Consider the following 19,103-nt stretch of genomic DNA (forward strand, 5'->3'; position numbering starts at 1 on the left):
ACCCGATCACGGCTTGGCCTCGGCCGACCGGATTGCGGCGCCCGTCTCCGCCTGCGCGGTGTGGGCCGCGTGGGGATCGGCCACGAGGCTGCCGTCCTGCACCTTGTACTGCCCGGCGGTGATCACCCGCTCGCCCGGCTTGATGTCACCGCCCAGAACCTGCGTCCGGCCGGAATCGGAGCGCCCCGCCTTCAGCGTGCGCTGATGCGCGTGGTTGGATTCGTCGATCACGAAGGCGAACAGGCCGTCCGGGCCGTGCTGGACGGCATCGTCCGGTACCGTCGTAGCGGCCGCCACCGTGCCGACCCGCATCCGGGTCGAGACCGACAGGCCGGGCCAGAGGGCGTGGTTCTGGTTCTGGAACACGGCCTTCAGGCGGATCGTGCCGGTCGCGGTGTCGACCTGGTTGTTGAACAAGGCGAGCTTGCCGTCCGCCAGCTTGGTCAGCCCGTCCGTGGTCCGCGCCTCCACCGGCACCTCGCCGGCGCGCAGGGCTGCCACGATCGCGGGCAACTGGTCCTCGGGCGCCGTGAACACCACGAAGATCGGCTCGACCTGGGTGATGGTGACGATCGCCGACTGTCCCGCGGCGTTGACGATGTTGCCGATATCGACCTGTCGGAACCCCGTCACGCCGTCGATTGGCGCCCGGATCGTCGCGTAGCCGAGCTGCGTGGTGGCGTTGTCGATGGAGGCCTGATCGGAGGCGACCTGCGCGGTCAGCTGGGCGACCAGGGCGGTCTGCGTCTCGGTCTGCTGGCGCGACGCGTAGGCGCCCAGTCCCGTGTAGCGGACGAGGTCCGCCTTGGCGTTGTTGAGGTTGGCGGTGTCCTGGTCCTTCTTGGCCTTCGCCTGGTCCAGGGTCGCCTGGTAGGGGCGCGGGTCGATCTGGACCAGGATGTCGCCCTTGTGGACATTCTGGCCCTCGCGGAACGCGACCTGATTGATCTCGCCGTCGACCCGGGTGCGCACCTGAACGGTGTTGTAGGCCTGGACCGTGCCCAGGCCGTTCAGCACCAGCGCGAACGGACCCTGCTCGACCATCCCGGCCGTCACCGGAACGGCGATCGGGGCGGCCGCCTTCGCCTTGGCGACGGGCCGCTGGGTCGTGCGCACGTACCCGTAGGCCCCGCCGCCCAGCACCGCCACGGCCACGATCGTCGTCACCAAACCGCGGGACCGCCGCGGCTTCCGCTCACCTGTCATCGGCCGCAGCCCCCTCCGCCGTGTAACGCGACAGCCTCGTCCGATCGGGTCGTGCCGCGATGGCTGTCATCATCGCGCGACATGCCGGATTGGGCCTTGCGTGATCGGGCCGCGAAGCCCGCGGCGATCCCGCGACGCCGCCGCGAAACTCCGCGATGCGCCTCGAAAGAATATTGCATTCCCTAGCATACAATCGTCACGGCGACATTAGGGCGAGGCGGCGCTCGTCGTGTCCGTCCCGGACCGATTGCGCCCGTGACAACAGCCCCGCAGATGAGCCAGAAAGCCGGTTCGACGACGCGCTGGAATGCCCGCCGGCCGGATCGCGAAGCCAGGAGACCGGGACGCCGCATGGCCGAGACGCTGGAATTGGATGGCCTGACCGAGTTGCGGGCGGCGCTGATCGAGGAGCGGCAGACCATCGCCGCATCCGTACGCAAGCTGCGCGACGCGCGCCGGCAGAAGGGCACCTTCGTGCTCGGCGACGGCGCGGCCGCAGGTCCGCGGCTTGTGGACGTGCAGCACCAGATCGACGTCGTCGATTCCATCATCGCCACGCTGACGAAGGTCTGAGCAAGGTCCGGTCCGTCGTGCCGAAGGCACGAGGCCGCGCTGGCCGGACAGGTGGCACCTTTGCGTGTCCGTTGTGTTTCCAGGATGTGGCGAAGCTGGCGTCCCGGCCGGCAACCGGTCGATCGCGACCCGCTCATAGCGGCGGTGGCCCGATCCGCCGGGACGCGCTGAGGTTCGACGACGTCCGTCGAACCGCCCCCTGCCTGGAGCCGACAAAGCATTCGGCGGTTCGACGTGTCGTCCAACCCATGCAATCCGCCGTGCGGGCGTGGAAGTCTCAGATCCGGCGGCCTCGCGATGTGCCTGGCGACAGCTCAGCCGTCCGTAAAACCTGTCGGCCGTGACGAACTGCGCCGGTTGTACAGGCGGTGCCTGTATTTGAGGCTGGACCGCGGAAGGTTTGTGCTGTTACCGGACCGCACCTCAAGGCGCGGGATGCCACGACATGGACGCGTTCGATCAGCGCGAGACCGAGACCGACGCAGCGGTCGAGCTTGAGCGCATGGCCGAGGCGGCGGCGCTCTGGGCTGCCATCCGGGCCGACCTTCGATCGCGTGACGAGCGCACCGCACGGCTGCGCGCCATGCGCCTCATCGACGGCGACGACACGGTCGTCTGACCCGTCAGGCCTCACCGGCCTCCGGGTGAGCCGGCAGGCGGGACGCGAGGGCGAACCCCACCGCCATGGCCATGGCCTCGGCCTGCGCGATCAATGCCGCGTCTCCGCTTTCGCGGGCGGCCTGAACCAGACCCACCGCATGTTGCCCGAGCCGGCGATCGATGGCGTCGTAGTTCTTGGGGCTCTGCGGTGCGGCGCGTTCGTGGGGATCGGAACCGGTCATTGGCGTGCCGAGGGATTCAGTGGGGTTGATACGGGCCTGAACGGCGCGGATGCCGCGACCCAGGCTTGCGTGTCCATGACATCCGCGAAGGCGCGCATCACCGCGCTGATCGAGCGGTGCACATCGTGGGCCGCGATGCCTTCGAGATCGTGGCTGGCCGAGGCGTCGGACAGGAACGTCACCTCCTGCCCGCGATGGAAGCCATCGATCGCCGTGGCGAGACAGGCGGCCTCGCCGGCGAAACCCGCGATCACCAATTGCACGCCGCCGCGCTCCATCGCGTCGGCGAAGGCCGGGCTGGCGTAGCAGGACGGCCGGTCCCGGTCGAAGACCATGTCGCACCCGTGAGGCTCGAACCCCTCGATCCAGCGGGCGAACCGCGAGCCGGCCTGGAATAGGGGAGCCCCGATCCAGCGCACGTAGGCGATCGGGATGCCGCTGTCCCGGGCATGATCGAGGGCCAGCCGGCACTTCTCCAGCGCCGGGGCGATGCCCGGAAGGGCCAGCGGGCGGCCGGCGACCTCGTATTCCTGCTGCATGTCGACCAGGACCAGCACAGGCACGCTGCTCGGCCGCCGGTACAGCGCCGGATTCACGTGGCGGGTCATTGCGACACCGGCCCGTCGACGGAGGGCCGCGTCACCGCCCTGGCGCGCGACCGGTCCAGCGCGCCCGCCTTGTGCCACCGGCCCTCGGGGCGGATGATCACGTAGGGATCGACGCCGATCCCGATCGCCTCCGGGTGCGGCTCCGCCTCCAGCAGCATCTCGACATAGTCGAAATCCGAGAACACGAGTTCCTGCGCGCCCTCGAAGACCCGGAAGCCGAACCGGCTCCAGAATCCGACGAGGCGCTTCTGTGCGTGGCCGTAGAGCCGGCGATACCCCTTGACCCGGGCCAGCTCGATCCCGGCCCGGACCAGCGCGAAGGCCATGCGAGTGTTGTGGTATTCCGCCCGGACGGCCAGCCGCTCGATCTTGGCGAAGTCGGCGAAGAAGCGGATGCGCAGGCAGCCGGCCGGCTCGTCGCCGACATAGCCGATCAGGTGGGTGGCCGAGAGGTCGTTGCCGTCGAACTCCTCCTCGTACGGGCAGGCCTGCTCGGCCATGTAGACGGCGGCCCGCAGGGCGACGACCCGGGCGAGATCCTCGAAGCTGCGCGCTACGGCGACGCTAACGCCGCTGAGGCCGGGCCTGTGGGTGTCGTAGGGCGGCGAGATCTCTGGGACCGGCGTGCGCGCGAAATGATGGAGGTGTCCGTTCGCTCCCCCGCCCCTGGCGAAGCCCAGGGTGGTGAGCAGGTCGGCGCCCTCGGGCGTCGCCGCGCGGGCGTAGAAATCGACGCCCTGGTACAGGGGGCTCGACAGGAGGTCGAACACGAGGCCGACGCCGCCGGCGAGCCGACGACGCGCATACACGGCCCAGACGTAGATCGCGGCCGGACGCTCATGCTGCCCGACCAGCATGGCGGAGGGCGGTTCGGCTGCATCGAACGTTCCCGCCTTCAAGGCCGCGAGGCCGGCGCCGTTCAGCATCAGGCAGGCCACGAAGCCCTCGCCGCGTGGGTCGGCGGCGTCGAACCGGTGTCGCTGGGCGATCGCGACGACGCTGTCGGGATTGATCGACAGCACCCGCTGCACCGTGGCGAGCGGTGCCAGGTCGGGCAGGTCCACCCGCGCCGCCTCGATGAGCCGTCCGAGGTCGTCCGGCGTCGGCAGGAAGGCGACGAGGTGCCGGGCGACCCGCTCGACCCGCATCGCGCCGAGGTCATGGCGCGGCTCCGGGAGCAGCGGCGGAATGCTCAGTGGCGGCGGGTTCTGTGCCGCGAAACGGGGGTGAGCGACGTGCACCGTCATCGGATGACCTGTCATTCGGGAACGGATTGACGCTGCAGCACTTCGCATCTAGCGCAGTCGCTGTATGTGCATGATTTGAAACAGGGGTGTTCCGCGGATGGAACGGGTCGAGGTCGACCACGGCTCGATGCCCGATTGGCAGAGTGTCCGGGTGTTCCTCACCCTGCATCGGTGCGGCAGCTTCCGTTCGGCGGCGGCCAGCCTCGGGCTCTCGATCAATTCGATCCGGCGGCGGGTCAGTGACCTCGAAGCGCGGATCGGCGCACCGCTGATCACCCGGCACATCGACGGGGTGCGGTTGACCGCCGAGGGGCGAGCGATCCTGGAGGCCGCGAGCCGCATGGAGACGGCGGCGTTCGGGCTGATGCTCGCGGGCGACGCGGCCCCGTTCGCCGAGACCGGCGAGGTGCGCATCGCGGTCACGGAAGGCCTCGGCGCGTTCTGGCTGGCACCACGGCTAGTGGAGTTTCAGCGCGCCAATCCGCGCCTGACCGTCGATTTGCGCTGCGCCATGGAATCCGCCGACGTGCTGCGGCTGGAGGCGGACGTCTCGATCCAGCTCACGCGGCCGACGAGCCCCGACCTGCGCATGGTCAAGCTCGGGCGCATGCACATCATGCCCTACGCCGCGCGCAGCTACGAGCAGATCTACGGATTGCCGGAGAAGCCGGCGGATCTCGCGCGGCACCGGATCGTGGTCCAGGCCGCGAGCCAGACGATAGGCCTCGAAGACTATGCGAAAGGCCTAGAGGGATTTCCCGCCGAGATTCCCGTGACGCTGAAGATCAACGTCAGCAGCGCCTATTACTGGGCGATCGCGAAAGGCGCGGGGATCGGCCTGTTGCCGACCTACGCCACCGCCATCGGGGCCCAGGTCGTCCCGGTGGACAATCTCGGCCGCTACGGTCTCGACATATGGTTGACCTACCACCCCGATGCGGAGCGGATCGGTCGCGTCCGCCGCGTCATCGACTGGTTGCGCAACTCCTTCGATCCGGGCCGCTACCCGTGGTTCCGGGACGAGTTCATCCATCCGCGCGACCTTCCGAGCCGGATCCGGGGCGAGCCGCTGCCCGACCTGTTCGCGGGTTTCACCGCGATGACGGAGTGAGACGCGCCGAGCCTTGACCCCGCGGCGCGCATGTTTCTTGCTCGCATGGCCGCAACGACGAGGTTCTCACGTGCTGCTGACGCCCCGCGAAAAGGACAAGCTGCTGATCGCCATGGCGGCGCAGGTGGCGCGCAACCGCCAGGCGCGCGGCGTCAAGCTGAACCACCCGGAGGCCGTGGCGCTGATCACCGACTTCGTGGTCGAGGGCGCGCGCGACGGGCGCACGGTGGCCGAGCTGATGCAGGCGGGGGCGAACGTTCTGACGGTGGACCAAGTGATGCCCGGCATCGCGGAGATGATCCCCGACATCCAGGTCGAGGCGACCTTCCCGGATGGGACGAAGCTCGTGACGGTGCATCACCCGATCCGCGGGGCGCTCTCGGCCGACGTGCCCGGCCAGGTCACCACGTTGCCCGGCGAGATCGTCTTCAACGCAGGGGCCGACCGCGCGGTGATCGCGGTGGCCAACATCGGCGACCGGCCGATCCAGGTCGGCTCGCACTACCATTTCTTCGAGGTGAACCCCGGCCTCGTTTTCGAGCGCGAGAAAGCCCGCGGCCGGCGCCTCGACATCGCGCCCGGCACGGCGGTGCGGTTCGAGCCGGGCTCCACCCGGGAGGTCGTGCTGGTGCCGCTCTCGGGCGGTCGCACCGTGTACGGCTTCCGGGGGGACGTGATGGGCAAGCTGTGACCATGGCCAACATGCCCAAACCCGCCGCCCTCCCCCGGGCCGCCTACGCCGACATGTTCGGCCCGACCACGGGCGACCGCATCCGGCTGGCCGATACGTCCCTCGAGATCACGGTCGAGCGCGATTTCACCACCTACGGCGAGGAGGTGAAGTTCGGCGGCGGTAAGGTGATCCGCGACGGGATGGGCCAGAGCCAGTTCACCAACGCGGCGGGCGCCGTCGATACGGTGATCACCAACGCGGTTGTGCTGGACCATTGGGGCATCGTGAAATGCGATGTCGGCATCGTGCGCGGCCGTATCTTCAAGCTCGGCAAGGCCGGCAACCCCGACGTGCAGCCCGGCATCGACATCATCGTCGGGCCCGGCACGGAGGTGATCGCCGGCGAGGGCAAGATCCTCACGGCCGGCGGGTTCGACAGCCACATCCACTTCATCTGCCCGCAGCAGATCGAAGAGGCCCTGTGCTCGGGGGTGACCACGATGCTGGGCGGGGGTACCGGGCCGGCGCACGGGACCTTCGCCACCACCTGCACGCCGGGGCCCTGGCACATCGCCCGGATGATCGAGGCGGCCGACAGCTTCCCGATGAACCTGGCGTTCGCGGGCAAGGGCAACGCCTCGCGGCCGGAGAGCCTCGTCGAGATGGTCCGGGCGGGGGCCTGCGCGCTGAAGCTCCATGAGGATTGGGGCACGACCCCGGCGGCAATCGACACCTGCCTATCGGTGGCGGACGCCCACGACATCCAGGTCATGATCCACACCGACACGCTCAACGAGTCGGGCTTCGTGGAGGACACGATCGCGGCGTTCAAGGGCCGCACGATCCACGCCTTCCACACCGAGGGGGCGGGCGGGGGACACGCGCCCGACATCATCAAGGTCGCGGGGCTGCCCAACGTGCTGCCGTCCTCGACCAACCCGACGCGGCCCTACACCCGCAACACCATCGACGAGCATCTCGACATGCTCATGGTCTGCCACCACCTCGACCCGTCGATCCCGGAGGACCTCGCCTTCGCCGAGAGCCGGATCCGGCGCGAGACGATCGCGGCCGAGGACATCCTGCACGATATCGGCGCGCTCTCGATGATGTCGTCGGACAGCCAGGCCATGGGCCGGGTCGGCGAGGTCGTGATCCGCACCTGGCAGACCGCCGACAAGATGAAGCGCCAGCGCGGCGCACTCGCGGGGGACGCCTCCGGCACCGATAACTTACGCGCGCGGCGCTACGTCGCGAAATATACGATCAACCCGGCGATCGCGCACGGCGTCTCGAAGCATATCGGCTCGGTGGAGCCCGGCAAGCTCGCCGACCTCGTGCTGTGGACACCCGCCTTCTTCGGCGTGAAACCCGATCTCGTGCTGAAGGGCGGCAGCATCGCGGCCGCCCCGATGGGCGACCCGAACGCCTCGATCCCGACGCCCCAGCCGGTGCATTACCGCCCGATGTTCGGGGCCTACGGCCGGGTGCCCTACGCGACCGCGCTGACCTTCGTGTCCCGGGCGGCGGTGGAGGATGGCTTGCGGGAGCGGCTCGGGGTGCAGAAGCAGCTGGTCGCCGTGGAGAACGTCCGCGGCGGCATCTCCAAGAAGAGCATGGTGCTCAACGATGCCACGCCAATGATCGAGGTCGATCCCGAGACCTACGACGTGCGGGCCGACGGCGAACTCCTGGTCTGCGAGCCCGCCGAGGTGCTGCCGATGGCGCAGCGCTACTTCCTGTTCTGAGCTATCGTGGCGCGAACGAACAGGAGGCCGGACATGGCGAAGGCCGCGCTGAAGACGCCCGAATCGGATCTCTATGAAACCGATCTCTGTCTCTGGACCGAGCAGCAGTCGGCGCTGCTTCGGGCCGGTCGAGTGTCGGAGATCGATAGGCTGAACCTTGCCGAGGAGATCGAGAGCTTGGGCGGGTCGCAGAAATCCGAGATCCGCAGCCGTCTCGCCGTGCTTCTTCTCCACCTGCTGAAATGGGAGTTTCAGCCGGAAAAGCGGAAATACGGTTGGCGCACCACCATCGTGGGGCAAAGGATCCGGATCGACGGTCTGGTGGATACGAGTCCGAGCCTGCGATCCTGGCCCGAGCGTGTGATGCAGAGCGCTTATCGCATCGCCACGCTTGGCGCGTCCAGCGAAACGCGCCTGCCGGAGAAGACGTTTCCGAAGATCTGCCCGTACTCGGTCGAGCAGATACTCGATCTCTCCTTCTATCCGGGCATCCCTGAAGACGATGTCGTATGACGGCGCCGAGATCAAACGAGAGACCGTCCCAAGAATGATCCGCGCCACCCGAATCCTCCGCCGCGAGCACCTGTCCGGGGGCGAGATCGTCGATCGCGTGGTCCTCGATTCCGGCGCGCGCCATCGCCGCCGCGTCGGCATGCGGGGAGAGGGGGGCATGCGGTTTCTGCTCGACCTGCCGGAGGCGGTCGTGCTGGACGACGGCGATGCCCTCGTGCTCGAGGATGGCCGCCTGATCTGGGTCGAGGCCGCGCCCGAGTGCCTGCTGGAGATCCGCGCCGCCAGCGAGCACGCCCTGAGGCGGCTGATCTGGCACATCGGCAACCGGCATATCCCGGCCGAGATCGGGGCCGACGCCGTGTGGATCGCCGACGATCATGTGCTCGCCGACATGATCCGGGGGCTCGGCGGGACCGCCGAACCCGTGGAGCGCCCGTTCCGGCCGGAGGGAGGAGCCTATTCCGGTGGGCAAGCGCACAGCCATGCGCACGGTCATGGGCAAGCGCACGACCATGGGGGTGCGCACGGCGATGGGCACGGCCCGCACCATCACCACCATGCCGATGGCTGAGACGCTGGAGGCGCTCCGGCTGATGGCGTGGCTGTCGCCCGGCTATCCGGTCGGGGCCTACGCGTATTCGCACGGCCTGGAATGGGCCGCCGAGACCGGCGACGTGCATGACGAGCCGAGCCTCGCCGCGTGGCTCGCGGACGTGTGTGCGTACGGCGCCCTGCGCAACGACCTGATCCTCGCGGCCCACGCCCAACGGGCGGCCGGCGCCGCCGAACCGGACGGGATCGTCGCGATCAACGATCTCGCTCTGGCCCTGGCACCGTCGCGCGAGTTGCACCTGGAGACGAGCCAGCAGGGTCGCAGCTTCCTCGACGCGACTTTGGGCGCCTGGTCCTGCGAACGGCTCTCGGCGCTGGCCGGACGTCTTCCGGGACCGGTCGCCTATCCCGTCGCGGTCGGCGCGGCCGCGGGGGCGCACGGCATGGCGCTGCCGCCGATGCTCGCGGCCTACGCCCTCGCCTTCGTCCAGAACCTCGTGTCGGCGGCCTTGCGTGCGGCCCCGGTCGGTCAGGCCGCCGGCACGCGGGTGGTCGCGGCGCTCGCGCCCCTCCTGGTCCGGCTCGCGGAGGCGGCGCACGACGCGGATCTCGACGCGATCGGGTCTGCCACCATCCGGCTCGATCTCGGCTCGTTCCGGCACGAGACCCAGTATTCCCGCATCTTCCGATCCTGAGGACGCAGCATGACCTCCTCGAACGGCCCGCTCCGCGTCGGCATCGGCGGCCCCGTGGGCTCCGGCAAGACCGCCCTGATGGAGCAGCTCTGCAAGCGCTTCCGCGACCGCTACGAGATCTGCGCGATCACCAACGACATCTACACAAAGGAGGATGCCCGGATCCTGACCGTGGCCGGGGCGCTGCCGGAGGAGCGGATCCTGGGCGTCGAGACCGGCGGCTGCCCGCATACGGCGATCCGCGAGGATGCCTCGATCAACCTCGCCGCGGTCGCCGAGATGAGTCGGCGCTTCCCGAAGCTCGACCTGGTGCTGATCGAATCCGGCGGCGACAACCTCGCGGCGACGTTCTCACCGGAACTCGCCGACATCACGCTCTACGTGATCGACGTGGCCGGCGGGGAGAAGATTCCCCGCAAGGGCGGTCCCGGCATCACCCGGTCGGACCTGCTGATCGTCAACAAGACCGATCTCGCGCCGCTGGTCGGCGCCGACCTGTCGGTAATGGAGGCCGACACGAAGCGGATGCGCGGCGCCCGCCCCTACGTGTTCGCATCCCTGCGCGGTGGCGATGGGGCGGATGCCGTCGCGCGCTTCATCGAGGAGGCCGGCGGCCTCGGCCGTTAGCCCTTTCGACGTTGCGCGTACTAGCGCCCGGCCTCCGCCGAGCGCGAGCGTGGGGCCGCCCGGGGCGACAGGCCCATCAGGGAATCGAGGCGGCTCATCCGGGCGTCGAAATCCTTCAGCGCAGCTTGGCGCGCCTTGACGGCGGGGCTGGCCGACGGCTGCACCTGCGCGCGGATCGGTCGGGCCTGCGCCGCCGGTGCCAGGAGGACAGCGGCCAGGGAGATCGTTGTCAGCGCACGGATCATGACGGTAGTCCCTTGGGGAACGGCCGCATCAGCGGCCAACTCCCTAAGATCGTACGGTTCACGGTCGCGCGCCTGCGTGCGCGGGCGCACGTCGCGCGTGCCTGGGTCGGTCCGGCGCGGGATGACCCGGCGCTCAGGCACGCGTACGTCTCACGGTCAGCCAGGAGGCCAGCAGGACGAACGTGCTGACCAGTACGACGAGGAGCGTCGAGGCGGCGTTGATCTCGGGATTCACCCCCAGCCGGACCTGGCCGTACAGCCGCATCGGCAGCGTGGTCGAGCCCGGGCCCGACACGAAGCTCGCGATCACGAGGTCGTCGAGCGAGAGCGTGAAGGCGAGCAACGCGCCGGCCAGCACGGCGGGCGCGAGCAGCGGCAGCGTGATCGTGAGGAACACCCGCGACGGACTCGCGCCGAGATCGGCAGCCGCCTCTTCGAGCCCACGGTCGAGGCCGCGCAACCGCGCCGCCACCACGACGGCGACGAAGCCGGTGCAGAAGGTCGCGTGCGCGATCACGATGGTGGCGATGCCCCGGTCGACGCCGATGCCGATGAACATCAGCAGGAGCGACAGGCCGATCATCACCTCCGGCATCACCATCGGCCCGAAGATCAGACCGGTGAACAGCGCCCGCCCGCGGAAGCGGCCGTGGCGTTCGAGGGCCAAGGCCGCGAGGGTCCCCAAGATGGTCGCGATCACGCTCGTGAGCAGCGCGACCCGAAGGGAGACCCACGCCGCCGCCATCAGCGGCGCATCCGCCAGGAGCGCGCCGTACCAGCGCATCGAGAATCCACCCCAGACCGTCACCAGGTTCGAGGCGTTGAACGAGTAGGCGATCAGCACCAGGATCGGCGCGTACAGGAACATGAGCCCGATCGTCAGCGCCGTGCGGGTCACCCAGGTCACGGACGGCCCTCCCCGCCGGTGCGCAGGCTGTCGCGGAACAGCACCACGGGAACGATGACGATGGCGAGGATCAGCACCGCCACGGCCGACGCGAGCGGCCAGTCGCGGTTCGAGAAGAACTCGCTCCACAGCACCCGACCGAGCATCAGGGTCTCCGAGCCGCCCAGGAGATCCGGAATTACGAACTCGCCGACCATCGGGATGAAGCAGAGCCCGGCCCCGGCCGCGATCCCCGGCAGGCTGAGCGGCAGCGTCACCGACCAGAACACCCGGGCCGGCGACGCGCCGAGGTCCGCCGCCGCCTCGCGCAGCGCGGGATCGAGCCGATTCATCACCGCGTAGAGCGGCAGCACCATGAACGGCAGGTAGGCGTAGACGAGACCAATCAGAATGGCGGCATCGGTGTTCAGGATGATCAGCGGCTCGGAGATCAGGCCGAGGCGAAGCAGGATCAGGTTCAGCAGCCCCTCGGGCTTGAGGATCGCGATCCAGGCGTAGATCCGGATCAAAAAACTCGTCCAGAACGGCACCACCACCAGGGCGACGAGGAGGGGCTGCCAGCGCGCGGGCGCCCGGGCCAGCGCGTAGGCGAGCGGCGTGCCGAGGGCGACGAGGATCAGGCTGGACGCCGCGGCGTAGGTGAGCGAGCCGAGGGCGGCATCGCGGTACAGCGTGTCGGCGGCGAGCGTGGCGTAATTGTCGAGGTTCAGGGCTTCGAGGAAGGACGACCAGCCTTCGATACCGCCCTGCCAATCGAAGACCGGCAGGTAGGGCGGGATCGCGGTGGCCGGCTCCGACAGGCTGATCTTGAGGGTGATGGCGACGGGCAGCAGGAAGAACGCCGACAGCCACAGCAGCGGCGGCAGGCGCACGAGCCGATCGAACAGACGCTTTCCGGACCCCTTCACCCTCAAGGCCGCCGCTCCCGGGTCGCGGCCGTGCGGGCCCGGTTCGTCGCAGCGCGGATCATGCCGGCAGGATCACCGCGTCGCGGGGGGCGAACCCCGCGCGGGTGTCGGCGCCCAGGGTTTCGGTGTGCCCACCCGGCCTGCCGCTCGACCGAAGCAGGGTGCCATCGGGGAGGCGCAGGGTGCGCCGCAGGCGGTCGCCGAGAAAGAGCGCGTCGGCGATCGTCACCGGTAGGCCCTCGGCGCCGAGGATGAGGTCTTCCGGGCGCACCGCTATGACGACCGAGGCGCCCTCGGGCAGCAAGGTCGCGGCGGCGCGGACCGGCCCGTGGGCGGTCTCCACCGTGCGGGTGTCGCCGGGCTCGGCGGGTCCCAGCCGGCCGGGGATGAGATTCACGTCGCCGAGCAGGCCCGCCACGAAGCGGCTGGCCGGGCGGCGGTACAACTCGGCCGGGGTCCCGACCTGGGCGAGCCGGCCATGCTCCATGACGCCCACGCGGTCGGAGAGCATCATCGCTTCCTCGGGATCGTGGGTCACCACCACGAAGGCGGTGCCGAGGCGGCGCTGCACGGCGCGCAGCTCGGCCTGGGTCTCCTCGCGCAGGCCCCGGTCGAGGGCGCCGAGGGGCTCGTCCAGGAGCAGCAGCTTCGGCTCGCGGGCGAGCGCCCGGGCGAGCGCAATTCGCTGGCGCTGCCCGCCCGACAGCGTATCCGGGCGGCGATCCCCGAAGCCGTCGAGGCGCACGAGACGCAGCAGCTCCGTGACGCGAGCCGTGGCGGCGGCCCGGCCTAGCCCCTTCAGTCCGTAGCCGACATTGCCGGCCACGCTCATGTGCGGGAACAGCGCGTAGGACTGGAACATCATGTTCACCGGCCGCCGGTGCGGAGGCAGCGCCGTGAGGTCCTGCTCGCCGAGGCGGACATGGCCGGAACTCGGGATCTCGAAGCCCGCGATCATGCGCAGGAGGGTGCTCTTCCCGCATCCGGACGGCCCGAGCAGGCAGAAGAACTCCCCGGGCTCAAGCGCGAGGTTCACCGTATCGACGGCGAGGTGGCTGCCGAAGCGCTTGGTGAGATCCTCCAGCCGCAGGCGCAGCGCCGGTGCGTCGGCCAAAGCGTCAGGAATCCTCGCGCAGCGCCTCGGCCACGCGCGCTTCGAGGAGATCGGGCCGTCGCAGCACAAGGGCGCCGCGGGTGCGGTCGACGAGGCCCTCGGCCGCCATCGCGGTGAACTCTCGGGTGACCTGCTCGCGGCGGCAGCCGATCCGGGCGGCCAGCACGTGGTGGTAGGGCGGCGGCGACACGACCCGCTCGCCGGAGGTGCCCGACCGCGGGACCGAGAGGCGCAGCAGCTCGGCGTAGAGCCGGTGCTTCAGGTCCAGGAGCGCGTGCTCCATCAGCCGGGTGTTGAGTTCGCGCACGCGCTTGGCCAGCAGCCGGAACAGCCGGTCGGCGATTGCCTCGGAGGCGAACACCATCTGGCGGAACACCGCGGCCGGCACCACGCAGACCTCGCCGCGGGTCAGCGCCGTGACGTTGGCCGAGCGGCCGATCCCGTCGATGGCGGCGAGTTCGCCGAAGAAGGCCCCGCCGCGCATCTCGCCGAGGATCACCTCCTTGCCGGACTGGGTCCGGTTCAGGATGCGGACCTCGCCCGTGGCGATGAAGTAGACGTCCGTAGAGATGTCGTCGAAATCGACCAGAACCTCGTTCTCGTCGAAGCGGCGCCAGTGGCAGCGGGTCTCGAACGGACCGAGCTCGATGCCCGGATCCTTGAAGAAGGGTATCGTCCCCAACCGCGCCATCGATCCTGTCCCTTCGGCCCCAGCCTCCGTCCCTGTCCTGACGGGTGCCGACCAGCAACTGTGGGGACGGAAGCAGCCCGCATCTTGGAGCGGCGCGCCGACCCAGCCGCGCGCCAGCGATGAGGCGAAATCGATGGTGACGGTCACGCGCGGGCCGGTCAAGCCGCGCTTGGCTGAACAGGAGTTTATTAGCGGGAATCGGTGGAGAGGGATAATTTCCCGCGCCTCGGCGCCAGACGATTCGCAATGCACCAGACGTTCGACATCGCCCATTCCTTCGGCGGACCGGTCAGCCCGATCGTCCGGCTGCAGGCGACATTGACCGATGCGTTCGAGCGCTCCGGGCACAGCTTGCATTCCGGCCGCCATGCGACGGTTCGCGTCTGCCCGGCGCCTGCAGGACATGGCATCGTCTTCCGCCGCCACCTGAACACGGGGGAGGCCGTCGATGTGCCGGCCCTGTGGCAGTTCCGGGAATCGCAGCCGCTCTCTTCGGCGATCCGGCGGGACGGGGTGCTCGTGCGTACGATCGAGCACCTGATGGCTTCCCTGCACGCCCTCAGGATCGACAACGTGCTGGTCGAGATCGACGCTGACGAACTGCCGATCTTCGACGGGAGCGCGACGCCCTGGTGCGCGGCGATCCGGGACGTGGGCCGGACCGAGCAGCCCGCCCCCTGCCGGGTGCTGCGGATGCGCCGGACGGTCACGGTCGAAGACGGACGGCGCCTGATCCAGATCGGGCCGGGCCCGGGATTGCACGTCACCGGCCACGTCTCGCTCGCCCATTTCGGCTCGCTCGACTGGTCCGGCGCCATCACGCCGGAACGCTTCGTGCAGGAGATCGCGCCCGCGCGCAGCTTCGGCCGGTACGTTCGCGCCATGGCAGGGCGCGCCTACGGCTACGCCGTCGGCGAGGATTTCCTGCAGGGCGTCTCGGCCCGCTCGGCGGCACTCCTCTGGCGGGGGCGCGTCATCGGCGGGATGCGCGTTCCGGAGGAGCCGGTGCGCCACCGGATCCTGGACCTGATCGGCGACCTGATGTTGGCGGGGCACCCGGTGGAGGGCCATGTCTCGGCGTTCCACACCGGCCACGAGTTGAACCACGCGCTGGTCCGGGCACTGATGCGCGAGCGCACGGCCTGGGAGCTGGTCTGACGGCGCGCTTCAGGCCGAGGCGCGCAAGGTCGTCTGGTCGCACGCGACCACCACCTGGCGGAACGCGCGCAGCAGGTCCGCATCGAGCTTGGGGCCCAACGTCCCCAGGATCTCGTAGGCCTCCCGGATCGGCTTCGGCGCCTTGTAGGGGCGGGCCTCGATCAACGCCGCGAAGATATCGCAGATCGTGATCAGGCGGACGAGATCGGGGATCTCCTGCGCCCGAAGCCCGTCCGGGTAGCCGGAGCCGTCGAGATATTCGTGATGCGAGCGGACCACGGCCAGCGTCCCGGCATCGTAGCCGCCATCCGCCAGCATGTCGTAGCCAATGGCCGGATGCCGATCCATCTCCAGCCGTTCCGCCGCATTGAGCGGGGCGGGCTTGTTCAGGATCGAGAGGGGGATCCGCGCCTTGCCGATATCGTGCAGCAGCGCGCCCTTGGTCAGGTGATGTGTATCCGTTTCGTTGAGGCCCAGGCTCTGCGCGAAGGCCGCGGCCAGGCCGGCGACCGTCAGGCAGTGCCGATGGGTCACGTCGTCGAAACCGGCCACCACGTTCAGCCAGTCGCGGACCTTCGCCTCACGGATCGCCCGGACGATGACGGTGGTGCCGGCATCGACGATGGCAGCCGCAGGCGTCGTGTCAGCCCGGAAGATCGCCCGGAAGGCGGACCGCGCCTCGTCGGCGCAGCGACGCAGCGCGACGCCGTCATCGGGGCCGCGTCCGGCCGAGCTCAAAGCCGCGACGGCGGTGGCCAGCAAGGCGTTGGCCGCGGAGGCCGGGAGGATCCGCGTGGCCCCGAGGGCGGTCGCCTGGATCTCGCCGCGCCCGAGATTGCCGTGGATCAGCGCGAGGAACGGCGTGGCCTTATCACGCGCGACGGCTAGCGTCCGGCGCAGGCGAAGCACGGCGTCGGAGGTCAGCGCGCTGACATCGCTGATCACCAGGTCCGCCCCCCGGGGCGGCTCCGCATCGCCGTACAGATCGTGGAGAACAAGGCTCGGACCGCCGCCCAGATTGCGCGCCAGGCGCTCGCCGCGGCCGAGATCATCAGTCAGGATCACGGTGCGACCCAAAACACCTCTCCCATCACGGCGCCCAACTGGCGCACACCCCGGTCGACCAGCATCCGACGCCAGGCCCCGGGCCCGCGACGGTATTACCGCCTAAAAACATACATTGATCGGTTCGAACGACGGATGCTACACAGTCACCGAAGAGATTTCGCACAATCATCGGAGAGTCATGCGATTCCGTTAAAGCGGCTTCTACGGATTTCGCGATCGCTCACGGCGATCGACGCTGGTGCCCTGCGTCGGCTCGCCTGCGCCGCCGGGGCGCGGCGGCACCGTCAGGGCGCTTGCCCTCCCGCGTCTAGACCGCCAGAACGCCGCCATGCTGCGCGTCCATGACCTCACCTACCGCATCGGCGATCGCCTGATCCTCGATTCCGCGAACTTCTCGATTCCCGAGGGCGCGCGCGTGGGTCTCGTCGGGCGCAACGGCGCCGGCAAGACCACGCTGTTCAAGGCGATCCTCGGCGACCTGCCGGTGGACGCGAAATCGGTTTCCCTGCCCAGGGGCATGCGCATCGGCGCGGTCGCCCAGGAGGCGCCGGCCGGCCCGGAGACGCTGCACGCGGTGGTGCTGGCCGCCGACACCGAGCGGGCCCAACTGATGGCGGAAGCCGAGCATGCCGACGGCCTGCGCCGGGCCGAGATCGAAACCCGCTTGGTCGATATCGGCGCGCATTCGGCGCCGGCACGTGCCGCCGCGATCCTGCACGGGCTCGGCTTCGACGCGGCCGCCCAGGCGCGGCCCTGCGCGGACTTCTCAGGCGGCTGGCGGATGCGCGTGGCGCTCGCCGCCGTCCTGTTCTCGGAACCCGACCTGCTACTCCTCGACGAGCCGACCAACTATCTGGACATCGAGGGCACGCTCTGGCTCTACGACTACCTGGAGCGCTATCCGCGCACCGCGATCATCATCAGCCACGACCGCGACCTGCTGGACACCAGCGTCGACCACATCCTGCATCTCGACCGCGGCAAGCTGACGATCTACCGCGGCGGATACACCAGCTTCGCCAAGCAGCTCTCCGAGAAGCGCATGCTGCTGGCCAAGGCCAAGGTGAAGCAGGATGCCGAGCGCGCGCATCTGCAGAGCTTCATCGACCGGTTCAAGGCGAAGGCGACCAAGGCCCGGCAGGCGCAATCCCGGGTGAAGCGGCTGGCCAAGATGGAGCCGATCGCCGCCCTGATCGAGGACGACGTGCCGGTGATCCACCTGCCGAGCCCGGAAAAGCCGCTCTCACCCCCGATCGTCTCCATGGAGCGGGTCAAGGCCGGCTACGGCGACCGCGTCGTGCTCAGCGGCCTCGACCTCAACCTCGCGCCCGACGACCGCGTGGCGCTGCTCGGCGCCAACGGCAACGGCAAGTCGACCTTCTGCAAGCTGATCGGCGGCCGGCTCGGGGCCATCGCCGGGGAGATGCGGCGGTCGTCCAAGATGGAGGTGGCATATTTCGCGCAGCACCAGCTCGACGAGCTGCGCCCGGCCGAAAGCGCCTACGCGCATGTGCGGACATTGATGCCGGATGTGCCGGAGGCGAAGGTGCGCTCGGCCACCGCCCGGCTCGGCTTCGGCGCCAACAAGGCCGACACGCCGGTGGAAAAACTCTCCGGCGGCGAGAAGGCGCGGCTGTTGATGGGGCTCGCGGCCTTCCACGGTCCGCACCTGCTGATCCTTGACGAGCCGACCAACCACCTCGACATCGAGAGCCGCCAGGCCCTGGTCGAGGCGATCAACGACTACGAGGGCGCGGTCATCCTGGTGAGCCACGACCGCTTCCTGGTCGAGGCCTGCGCGGATCGCCTCTGGCTGGTGGCCGACGGCACCGTGAAGACCTTCGACGGCGACATGGATGATTACCGCCGGTTCGTCCTGTCCGGCCCGGAGCGTGAAGACACACGCGAGGTCGAACCCGCGGGCGGCCAGAAGGCCGAGGCGCGCCGCGCCGGGGTGGAGCGCCGGGCGGCCCTCGCGCCGCTGCGCAAGCGGCTCGAAGGGATCGAGACGCGGATGGCCAAGCTCACGGCAGCGATCCAGAAGATCGACGCCGCTCTCGAGGACGGCACGGCCTTCCGGGAGAACGCGGCCAAGGCGGGAGAGATCGCCAAGATGCGCTCGGACGCGGCGGACGCCCTCGCCGCCGCCGAGGAGGAGTGGCTGATGGTCAGCGAGGAGATCGAGGCGGCGTGAGCCCCTCGCTCCCCAACGTCTTCCAGGCCGACCACGAAAGTTCCGGTTTCAAAAGGGCTTCGATCTTTTGCGGGTTCAGTACGGAGCCCTGGCGGTGTGCTTGGCCCGATGCCTCAGGGGCTCCGCCCCCGAACCCCGCCAAAGGGCTTGCCCTTCGGGATCCCGTTCCTGAGCGCTTCAGACCGCAGCTTCGCGGGCACGCTCCAAAATATTCGCGCCGCGATCAATCCTTGCCTCCGACACTGTCAACGGTGGCGCGATGCGGAGCACGCGGCCTCCTGAAGCAGGCCGCGCCCGCGTGGGTCGCCGATACAGGCGAAAAGCTGCTGCACCGTGTTCCGGATTGCCGCCCATGCCGACGATCGGCCTAAAGCGCTTGCCGCCGGAGTACAGGTCGGGTCGGCGTAAGCGAACGCGTTCGAT

General features: G+C 69.4%; 21 protein-coding genes. 11 read left to right on the forward strand and 10 right to left on the reverse strand.

Annotation, left to right across the window (positions count from 1 at the left end):
- Positions 1-6 precede the first annotated feature (6 nt).
- Positions 7-1,206, reverse strand: a complete 1,200-nt coding sequence (locus FVA80_RS15060; protein ID WP_147906874.1) for an efflux RND transporter periplasmic adaptor subunit — start codon at positions 1,204-1,206, stop codon at positions 7-9.
- A 351-nt stretch (positions 1,207-1,557) separates the two neighbouring features.
- Here FVA80_RS15060 and FVA80_RS15065 point away from each other — a divergent pair, with 351 nt between their 5' ends.
- Together FVA80_RS15065 and FVA80_RS30570 are read left to right on the forward strand one after the other, a co-directional pair.
- Positions 1,558-1,779: an HOOK family protein gene (locus tag FVA80_RS15065; protein WP_147855248.1), complete on the forward strand. Its 222-nt coding sequence runs from the start codon at positions 1,558-1,560 to the stop codon at positions 1,777-1,779.
- 445 nt (positions 1,780-2,224) lie between these two features.
- Positions 2,225-2,398, forward strand: coding sequence for a hypothetical protein (locus FVA80_RS30570; protein WP_187193693.1), 174 nt, complete (start codon positions 2,225-2,227; stop codon positions 2,396-2,398).
- A 4-nt stretch (positions 2,399-2,402) separates the two neighbouring features.
- Here FVA80_RS30570 and FVA80_RS15070 read toward each other — a convergent pair whose 3' ends face one another.
- From FVA80_RS15070 to FVA80_RS32195, 3 genes are read right to left on the reverse strand one after another with little or no spacing between them, the layout of a single operon-like run.
- On the reverse strand, positions 2,403-2,621 hold the full coding sequence (locus FVA80_RS15070; protein WP_147906875.1) for a hypothetical protein: 219 nt from the start codon (positions 2,619-2,621) through the stop codon (positions 2,403-2,405).
- A complete protein-coding gene (locus FVA80_RS15075) occupies positions 2,618-3,229 on the reverse strand; it encodes a cysteine hydrolase (protein ID WP_147906876.1) in 612 nt (203 codons plus the stop codon). The genes FVA80_RS15070 and FVA80_RS15075 overlap by 4 nt, the downstream gene beginning before the upstream one ends.
- Positions 3,226-4,476 carry a GNAT family N-acetyltransferase gene (locus FVA80_RS32195; RefSeq protein WP_147906877.1) on the reverse strand — a complete coding sequence of 417 codons (1,251 nt, stop codon included), beginning with the start codon at positions 4,474-4,476 and terminating at the stop codon, positions 3,226-3,228. The genes FVA80_RS15075 and FVA80_RS32195 overlap by 4 nt, the downstream gene beginning before the upstream one ends.
- A 97-nt stretch (positions 4,477-4,573) precedes the next feature.
- On the opposite strand from FVA80_RS32195, the gene FVA80_RS15085 reads away from it, so the two are divergent.
- From FVA80_RS15085 to ureG, 7 genes are all read left to right on the forward strand, one after another.
- On the forward strand, positions 4,574-5,587 hold the full coding sequence (locus tag FVA80_RS15085; protein WP_147906878.1) for a LysR family transcriptional regulator: 1,014 nt from the start codon (positions 4,574-4,576) through the stop codon (positions 5,585-5,587).
- Positions 5,588-5,657: 70 nt separating this feature from the next.
- The gene (locus FVA80_RS15090; RefSeq protein WP_147906879.1) at positions 5,658-6,278 is read left to right on the forward strand and encodes an urease subunit gamma; all 621 of its coding nucleotides are present in this window, start codon (positions 5,658-5,660) and stop codon (positions 6,276-6,278) included.
- Between the two features lie 2 nt (positions 6,279-6,280).
- Positions 6,281-8,008 (forward strand): urease subunit alpha, encoded by a 1,728-nt coding sequence (gene ureC / locus FVA80_RS15095; RefSeq protein WP_147906958.1) that lies wholly within the window; start codon positions 6,281-6,283, stop codon positions 8,006-8,008.
- A gap of 33 nt (positions 8,009-8,041) precedes the next feature.
- Positions 8,042-8,521 carry a DUF29 domain-containing protein gene (locus tag FVA80_RS15100; RefSeq protein WP_147906880.1) on the forward strand — a complete coding sequence of 160 codons (480 nt, stop codon included), beginning with the start codon at positions 8,042-8,044 and terminating at the stop codon, positions 8,519-8,521.
- 34 nt (positions 8,522-8,555) lie between these two features.
- Entirely contained in the window at positions 8,556-9,092 is a 537-nt protein-coding gene (locus FVA80_RS15105; RefSeq protein WP_147906881.1) for an urease accessory protein UreE, read from the forward strand.
- Positions 9,079-9,768: an urease accessory UreF family protein gene (locus FVA80_RS15110; RefSeq protein WP_147906959.1), complete on the forward strand. Its 690-nt coding sequence runs from the start codon at positions 9,079-9,081 to the stop codon at positions 9,766-9,768. Before FVA80_RS15105 ends, FVA80_RS15110 begins: the two co-directional genes overlap by 14 nt.
- Positions 9,769-9,777: 9 nt before the next feature.
- Entirely contained in the window at positions 9,778-10,395 is a 618-nt protein-coding gene (ureG, locus tag FVA80_RS15115; protein ID WP_147906882.1) for an urease accessory protein UreG, read from the forward strand.
- A gap of 20 nt (positions 10,396-10,415) precedes the next feature.
- On the opposite strand, the gene FVA80_RS15120 is transcribed toward ureG, so the two are convergent.
- From FVA80_RS15120 to FVA80_RS15140, 5 genes are all read right to left on the reverse strand, one after another.
- Entirely contained in the window at positions 10,416-10,640 is a 225-nt protein-coding gene (locus FVA80_RS15120; protein ID WP_147906883.1) for a hypothetical protein, read from the reverse strand.
- Between the two features lie 133 nt (positions 10,641-10,773).
- Positions 10,774-11,547, reverse strand: coding sequence for an ABC transporter permease subunit (locus tag FVA80_RS15125; protein ID WP_147906884.1), 774 nt, complete (start codon positions 11,545-11,547; stop codon positions 10,774-10,776).
- Complete coding sequence (locus FVA80_RS15130) at positions 11,544-12,461, reverse strand: ABC transporter permease subunit (protein WP_147906885.1); 918 nt, start codon at positions 12,459-12,461, stop codon at positions 11,544-11,546. The genes FVA80_RS15125 and FVA80_RS15130 overlap by 4 nt, the downstream gene beginning before the upstream one ends.
- A 52-nt stretch (positions 12,462-12,513) precedes the next feature.
- Positions 12,514-13,569, reverse strand: a complete 1,056-nt coding sequence (locus FVA80_RS15135) for an ABC transporter ATP-binding protein (protein ID WP_147906886.1) — start codon at positions 13,567-13,569, stop codon at positions 12,514-12,516.
- Between the two features lie 4 nt (positions 13,570-13,573).
- Positions 13,574-14,260: a Crp/Fnr family transcriptional regulator gene (locus FVA80_RS15140; RefSeq protein ID WP_147857045.1), complete on the reverse strand. Its 687-nt coding sequence runs from the start codon at positions 14,258-14,260 to the stop codon at positions 13,574-13,576.
- Between the two features lie 246 nt (positions 14,261-14,506).
- On the opposite strand from FVA80_RS15140, the gene lpxC reads away from it, so the two are divergent.
- Positions 14,507-15,418 carry a UDP-3-O-acyl-N-acetylglucosamine deacetylase gene (lpxC, locus tag FVA80_RS15145; RefSeq protein WP_147906887.1) on the forward strand — a complete coding sequence of 304 codons (912 nt, stop codon included), beginning with the start codon at positions 14,507-14,509 and terminating at the stop codon, positions 15,416-15,418.
- A gap of 9 nt (positions 15,419-15,427) precedes the next feature.
- Here the strand turns inward: lpxC and FVA80_RS15150 are convergent, their stop codons facing one another.
- Positions 15,428-16,483, reverse strand: coding sequence for an HD domain-containing phosphohydrolase (locus tag FVA80_RS15150; protein ID WP_348644648.1), 1,056 nt, complete (start codon positions 16,481-16,483; stop codon positions 15,428-15,430).
- A gap of 331 nt (positions 16,484-16,814) precedes the next feature.
- Here FVA80_RS15150 and FVA80_RS15155 point away from each other — a divergent pair, with 331 nt between their 5' ends.
- Positions 16,815-18,680: an ABC-F family ATP-binding cassette domain-containing protein gene (locus FVA80_RS15155; RefSeq protein ID WP_147906889.1), complete on the forward strand. Its 1,866-nt coding sequence runs from the start codon at positions 16,815-16,817 to the stop codon at positions 18,678-18,680.
- Positions 18,681-19,103: the final 423 nt, after the last annotated feature.

It is taken from the genome of Methylobacterium sp. WL1, from assembly GCF_008000895.1.
Classification (GTDB): Bacteria; Pseudomonadota; Alphaproteobacteria; order Rhizobiales; family Beijerinckiaceae; genus Methylobacterium.

Bases quoted from the DNA above. Each gene is read 5' to 3' on its own strand.
- FVA80_RS15085 (WP_147906878.1), top strand. From the start codon at position 4,574: ATGGAACGGGTCGAGGTCGACCACGGCTCGATGCCCGATTGGCAGAGT.
- ureG (WP_147906882.1), top strand. From the start codon at position 9,778: ATGACCTCCTCGAACGGCCCGCTCCGCGTCGGCATCGGCGGCCCCGTG.
- FVA80_RS15140 (WP_147857045.1), bottom strand. From the start codon at position 14,260: ATGGCGCGGTTGGGGACGATACCCTTCTTCAAGGATCCGGGCATCGAG.
- FVA80_RS15100 (WP_147906880.1), top strand. From the start codon at position 8,042: ATGGCGAAGGCCGCGCTGAAGACGCCCGAATCGGATCTCTATGAAACC.
- FVA80_RS15110 (WP_147906959.1), top strand. From the start codon at position 9,079: ATGCCGATGGCTGAGACGCTGGAGGCGCTCCGGCTGATGGCGTGGCTG.
- FVA80_RS15105 (WP_147906881.1), top strand. From the start codon at position 8,556: ATGATCCGCGCCACCCGAATCCTCCGCCGCGAGCACCTGTCCGGGGGC.
- FVA80_RS15065 (WP_147855248.1), top strand. From the start codon at position 1,558: ATGGCCGAGACGCTGGAATTGGATGGCCTGACCGAGTTGCGGGCGGCG.
- FVA80_RS30570 (WP_187193693.1), top strand. From the start codon at position 2,225: ATGGACGCGTTCGATCAGCGCGAGACCGAGACCGACGCAGCGGTCGAG.
- FVA80_RS15155 (WP_147906889.1), top strand. From the start codon at position 16,815: ATGCTGCGCGTCCATGACCTCACCTACCGCATCGGCGATCGCCTGATC.
- FVA80_RS15060 (WP_147906874.1), bottom strand. From the start codon at position 1,206: ATGACAGGTGAGCGGAAGCCGCGGCGGTCCCGCGGTTTGGTGACGACG.
- ureC (WP_147906958.1), top strand. From the start codon at position 6,281: ATGGCCAACATGCCCAAACCCGCCGCCCTCCCCCGGGCCGCCTACGCC.
- FVA80_RS15075 (WP_147906876.1), bottom strand. From the start codon at position 3,229: ATGACCCGCCACGTGAATCCGGCGCTGTACCGGCGGCCGAGCAGCGTG.
- FVA80_RS15120 (WP_147906883.1), bottom strand. From the start codon at position 10,640: ATGATCCGTGCGCTGACAACGATCTCCCTGGCCGCTGTCCTCCTGGCA.
- FVA80_RS32195 (WP_147906877.1), bottom strand. From the start codon at position 4,476: ATGACGGTGCACGTCGCTCACCCCCGTTTCGCGGCACAGAACCCGCCG.
- FVA80_RS15070 (WP_147906875.1), bottom strand. From the start codon at position 2,621: ATGACCGGTTCCGATCCCCACGAACGCGCCGCACCGCAGAGCCCCAAG.
- lpxC (WP_147906887.1), top strand. From the start codon at position 14,507: ATGCACCAGACGTTCGACATCGCCCATTCCTTCGGCGGACCGGTCAGC.